Annotated in this window: 5 protein-coding genes; 2 read left to right on the top strand and 3 right to left on the bottom strand. The window is 67.9% G+C overall.

All coding sequences use genetic code 11. The annotated features are described in order from the left end of the window. The 3 genes from ACFWF3_RS25400 to ACFWF3_RS25390 all read right to left on the bottom strand — a co-directional run. Positions 1–593, bottom strand: a 593-nt coding sequence (locus ACFWF3_RS25400) for an AMP-binding protein (RefSeq protein ID WP_379315753.1), incomplete at its 3' end; no start/stop codon positions are given. After that, complete coding sequence (locus ACFWF3_RS25395) at positions 593–1,396, bottom strand: enoyl-CoA hydratase/isomerase family protein (RefSeq protein WP_379315751.1); 804 nt, start codon at positions 1,394–1,396, stop codon at positions 593–595. The genes ACFWF3_RS25395 and ACFWF3_RS25400, both read right to left, overlap by 1 nt. Continuing rightward, entirely contained in the window at positions 1,393–2,196 is an 804-nt protein-coding gene (locus tag ACFWF3_RS25390; protein ID WP_379315749.1) for an enoyl-CoA hydratase/isomerase family protein, read from the bottom strand. The genes ACFWF3_RS25395 and ACFWF3_RS25390 overlap by 4 nt, the downstream gene beginning before the upstream one ends. A gap of 109 nt (positions 2,197–2,305) precedes the next feature. On the opposite strand from ACFWF3_RS25390, the gene ACFWF3_RS25385 reads away from it, so the two are divergent. Together ACFWF3_RS25385 and ACFWF3_RS25380 are read left to right on the top strand one after the other, a co-directional pair. Beyond that, positions 2,306–3,556 (top strand): CaiB/BaiF CoA transferase family protein, encoded by a 1,251-nt coding sequence (locus ACFWF3_RS25385; RefSeq protein ID WP_379315747.1) that lies wholly within the window; start codon positions 2,306–2,308, stop codon positions 3,554–3,556. A gap of 70 nt (positions 3,557–3,626) precedes the next feature. Continuing rightward, positions 3,627–4,526: an enoyl-CoA hydratase/isomerase family protein gene (locus ACFWF3_RS25380; RefSeq protein WP_379315745.1), complete on the top strand. Its 900-nt coding sequence runs from the start codon at positions 3,627–3,629 to the stop codon at positions 4,524–4,526. Positions 4,527–4,546: the final 20 nt, after the last annotated feature.

The following is a 4,546-nucleotide window of genomic DNA, read 5'->3' as shown; positions in this document are numbered from 1 at the left end:
GCATTGACGATCGCGACGCCACCGCGCGGTGCGGTCGGTGCGGCGGCCTGCTCGAAGTCGGTGCCGATGACACTGCGCGCCAGCATGTCGTAGGTGATCTCGACACGCTTGGGTGGCCCGGTGGTCCCGCTGGTGAGCATGCGGACGGCGATTCCCGGCAACGGGGTGCCCGCGTCGTGCTCGCCGACCGACTCGCTGGGGATCGGTGCGGTGTCGAGGGCGGCGATGGTCACGGTCGCGGCCCCCGGCCCGACGAGGCCGGCCAGGTCCGCCTGCCCGCCGATCACCAGTGGCAGGTCGAGCGCGGCGATATCGGACCGGGTGCGGTCGTCGCCCCGGGCGGGGTTGATCACGACGACGGTGCCGCCGCTGAGCAGAACGCCGAGGAACGCGGCCACGTGTTCGGGGCGGTTGCGCAACAGGATGCCGACCTGGCACGGCGTTGTGATCAGCGCACTGACGCGCCGCGCGGTCTCGGCGAGTTCGCCCCAGTTGTGCCAGGTTCCATCGAATTCGATGGCCCGTGAACTCGGCGCCAGGTCGAGGACTCCGACGATGCGCCCGCTCAGTGGATGGGTATGGGTGTCGGTCATCAACGAATCCTCGGTTCGGTCGAAATGCCGCGGCGTTGTTGATCTTCCGCGGCCGCGGCGAGTTCCGCCTTGGCGATCGGGTTGCCGAGGCGGGTGTAGATGAGGCCCTGATCGAGCGCGGCCCGATAGGGTTTGTCCAGCGATTCCCAAATCGCCTTTACCGTGCCCTGGGTCGCCGTCGGCGGCTTGGCCGCGATGCCGGCGGCGATGGCGTGTGCGCGTTCCCAGAGTTGTTCGCGGGTCACGATTTCGGTCACCAGGCCGATGCGCAGCGCGGTCTCGGCGCACACTCGTTCGTCGTTACCCATCAACGCGATGCGCAGGGTCTCGCCGAGCCCGACCCGGCGCATGAGTCCGATCGGCTCCAGCGCGCAAACCAACCCCGCCGACACATGGGAGTCGAAGAAGGTGGCTTCGTCGGAACAGATCACCACGTCGGACTCGTTGACGAAGTAGAACGCGCCGGCGGTGCACAGGCCGTTGACCGCGCACACCACCGGTTTCCACATCTTCTGCCACTTGGGGCTCAACAGCTCGCCGGGGTCCTCGTGATGCCAGATCCCGTCGGGTTGGCCGTAGGCGGACTTGATGTCGAGTCCCGCGCTGAAGGCGCGAGTGCCCGCCGCGCGCAGGACGACCGCGTGGACCGAGTCGTCGAGCCTGATCCGGCGCCACGCGTCGCGGACCTCCTCGCACATGGTGCGGTCGAAGGCGTTGAGCCGTTCGGGGCGGTTCAGGGTGAGGGTGGCGACCCGGTCGTCGGCGTCGACGTCGAGCAGAATCGTGCTGTAGTCGGCGCTCATCGGCACTGCCATTCCGGGGCGCGCTTCTCGACGAACGCGCGCGGTCCCTCGAGCGCGTCCTCGGTGCGGGTGACCCGTTCGCGGAACGACTCGGCCAGCATCTCGGCCTCGTGCATCGGCACGTCAAGGCCCTTGACGATCGCCAGTCGGGTCCCGCGAACCGCCAGCGGCGCATTGGAATTGAGGGTGTCGGCGATCTCGCGGGCCCGCTCGAGCAGGCGGTCGTGCTCGACGACCTCGGTGATCATGCCCAGCTCGTAGGCGCGCTGGGCGCTCATCCGCTCGTGCTTGCCCATCATCGCCATCCGCAGGGCCACGGTGCGCGGGAGCACCCGCGCCAGACGGACCACCTCTCGGCCCGCGACGAGCCCGATGCTCACATGGGGATCGAAGAAGGTCGCTCGATCCGAGGCGATGATGATGTCGCCGGTGGTCACCCAGTCCAGGCCCGCGCCGCAACAGATTCCGTTGATCGCGACAACAATCGGTTTGGTCATGGTCCGGAAGGGCGGGGTGCCCTCCTGCGGAGCCTCCCACTGTTCGTAGGTCGACAGGTACGGCTTCTCGTTGAGGACCTTGCCGTCGCCGGGGATCGCCTTGACATCGGCGCCGGTGCAGAAGGCGCGACCGTTCGCGGTCACGATCAGCAGCCAGACCTTGTCGTCGGTCTCGGCCTCGTCGTAGGCGGCGCGCAGTTCGGTGATCATGTGCGGGCTCAGCGCGTTGAGGGCCTCGGGCCGGTTCAGCGTGATGGTGGCCGTGTGCCCGTCTACCTCGTAGCCGATGGTGTCGAACGGCATGCATTCCTCCTGGGGGACAGGGCGTGGCCCATACTGTTAGATATACAGTAGACAATACCGTTATGGTTCTGCCAAGGTGACGTGAAGTACCGACGAGGAAAGAGTGGCGATGGCCGAGAACGGGAGCACACCTTCGGACGGTGCGGAAGCCGACCGGATCGCCGGGGGGAGTACGACCAGGGGCGTCCTCGACGGTGTGCGGGTGCTCGACTACGGCCGGTTCATCGCCGCCCCGTGGTGCACCGCGATCCTGGCCGACATGGGCGCCGATGTCGTCCGGGTCGAGAAGCGCGAGGGCGGCGAGGACCGTTGGGTGCAGGCGGTGACCGAGGGCGGCGAGGGCGGCACGTTCCTGCAGTGCAACCGCAACAAGCGGTCGCTGACCCTGGACTCGACCACACCCGACGGCGCCGAGATCACCCGGCGCCTCGTGGCAGGCGCCGACATCGTCGTCGCCAACATGCCGTTGGCCGGAATGCGGGCCAGCGGCCTCGACTACGACACCCTGCGCGCGGTCAAGGCCGACATCATCCTGGCCAGCGCCACGGCCTACGGCGAGGGCGGTCCCTACAGCGACCGGATCGGTTTCGACGGTGCGGGCCAGGTCATGTCGGGCGCCACCCATCGCCAAGGCCTGCCCGAACAGCCGATCCGCACCACGGTCCCCTACACCGACTTCGGCACGGCGATGACACTGGCCATCGGGGTCATGATGGCGCTGTTCCATCACCGCGCCACCGGCGAGGGTCAGCACGTCGAGGGCGCGTTGCTGCCGACCGCGCTGATGATGAGCAATGCGTTCCTGATCGAGCGCGACCTGCTCGGCGTCGACAAACCGCGGATGGGCAATCGGGGGACCTCGGTCGCGCCGTGCGATCTTTACGCGGTCACCGACGGCTGGGTGCTGCTCCAGGTGGCCGGGCAGCCGATGTTCCGTCGGTGGTGCCGGTTGATCGGCCGGGAGGATCTCATGGACGATCCGCGCTTCGCCGATGACGACCTGCGCTGGCAGCACGGCGACTTTCTCAACGACCTCATGCAGGACTGGTGCCGGGGTCGCACCAAGGCCGAGGTGCTCGCGGCGCTCGAGCGGTTCAAACTGCCCGCGGCGCCGATGCACAGCACCCACGACGTGCTCGAGGACCCGCACGTCGAGAAGCTGGGCTACCTCGAGCGGATCGACTATCCGGGAGCGTCGAAGCCGGTGCCGATCGTCGGAACCCCGTTCCGGATGTCGCGCACACCGGGACGGATCCGTCGGCGCGCGCCGCTGCTCGGCGAGCACACCGGGCAGATCCTGGCCGATCTCGGTTACAGCCCCGACGAGGTGACCGACCTGCGCGAGCGGCAGGTCGTCTGATGACCACGCCGACCACCGCGCGCTACGGACAGCGCGCGCCCATCCCCCTCGAACAAGGAAGAGACAGTCGATGACCAGTTCCAGTACCGCCGAGGGCCGCGTGCTCTACGAGGTCGATCCCGACCGCAGGATCGCCACCATCACGCTGAACAACCCGTCGCAGCGCAACTCCTACAACGCCGCCATGCGGGACGGGATCGCGCGCTACCTGGACGAGGTCGCCGCCGACGACGACATCACCGTCGTGCTGCTGCGCGGTGCCGAAGGGGTGTTCAGCACCGGCGCGGACATGAACAACGCCTACGGCTGGTACGGGGAGCGCCCCGCGACCAACGGTGACCGGCCCGCCAAGAGCCGACCGAGCCAGCGCCGCCGACTCACGGTGGACCGCAAGTCCTTCGGTTTCTACCACAACTTCATGGGCTTCCCGAAGGTCACCGTCGGCGAGATCAGCGGCTACGCGCTGGGCGGCGGCTTCGAGATGGCCCTGATGACCGACATCTCGGTCATCGCGCGCGACGCGAAGATCGGCATGCCCGCGGCACGGTTCCTCGGCCCGGCGCTGGGCAGTCTGCACATGTTCTTCCATCGGCTCGGCCCGGTGCTCGCGCGACGGATGCTGCTCACCGGCGACATCATCGAGGCGGGCACGCTGGAACATCTCGGCGTCTTCACCGAGACCTGCGATTCGGCGGCGGTCACCGCGCGGGCGCGCTACTGGGCCGAGAAGGCGGCGAAGATGCCCGCCGACGGTGTGGTGATCGCGAAAGAGGCGTTCCGGATGGTCGAGCAGAGTCAGGCCTATCAGGGCGAGGAGGTGGCCAGCTATCTGTTCCACGCCTACGGCACCAATCTGCAATTCTCGCCGGGGGAGTTCAATTTCGTGAAGACCAGAGCCGAACACGGCACCAAGGAAGCGTTCCGTCTGCGGGACGCACACTTCCATGTGCCGGAGCCGGACTTGGGCTAGTGCGCAAACGAAGTCAGGCC

It is taken from the genome of Nocardia sp. NPDC060220 (assembly GCF_042727815.1).
Taxonomy (GTDB): Bacteria; Actinomycetota; Actinomycetes; order Mycobacteriales; family Mycobacteriaceae; genus Nocardia.
The sequence above is the reverse complement of the archived record's forward strand: the minus strand, read 5'-3'. Positions and strand labels throughout refer to the sequence as shown.

Excerpts from the sequence above, each read along its gene's own strand:
- ACFWF3_RS25395 (WP_379315751.1), bottom strand. The coding sequence starts at position 1,396 with ATGAGCGCCGACTACAGCACGATTCTGCTCGACGTCGACGCCGACGAC.
- ACFWF3_RS25390 (WP_379315749.1), bottom strand. The coding sequence starts at position 2,196 with ATGCCGTTCGACACCATCGGCTACGAGGTAGACGGGCACACGGCCACC.
- ACFWF3_RS25385 (WP_379315747.1), top strand. The coding sequence starts at position 2,306 with ATGGCCGAGAACGGGAGCACACCTTCGGACGGTGCGGAAGCCGACCGG.
- ACFWF3_RS25380 (WP_379315745.1), top strand. The coding sequence starts at position 3,627 with ATGACCAGTTCCAGTACCGCCGAGGGCCGCGTGCTCTACGAGGTCGAT.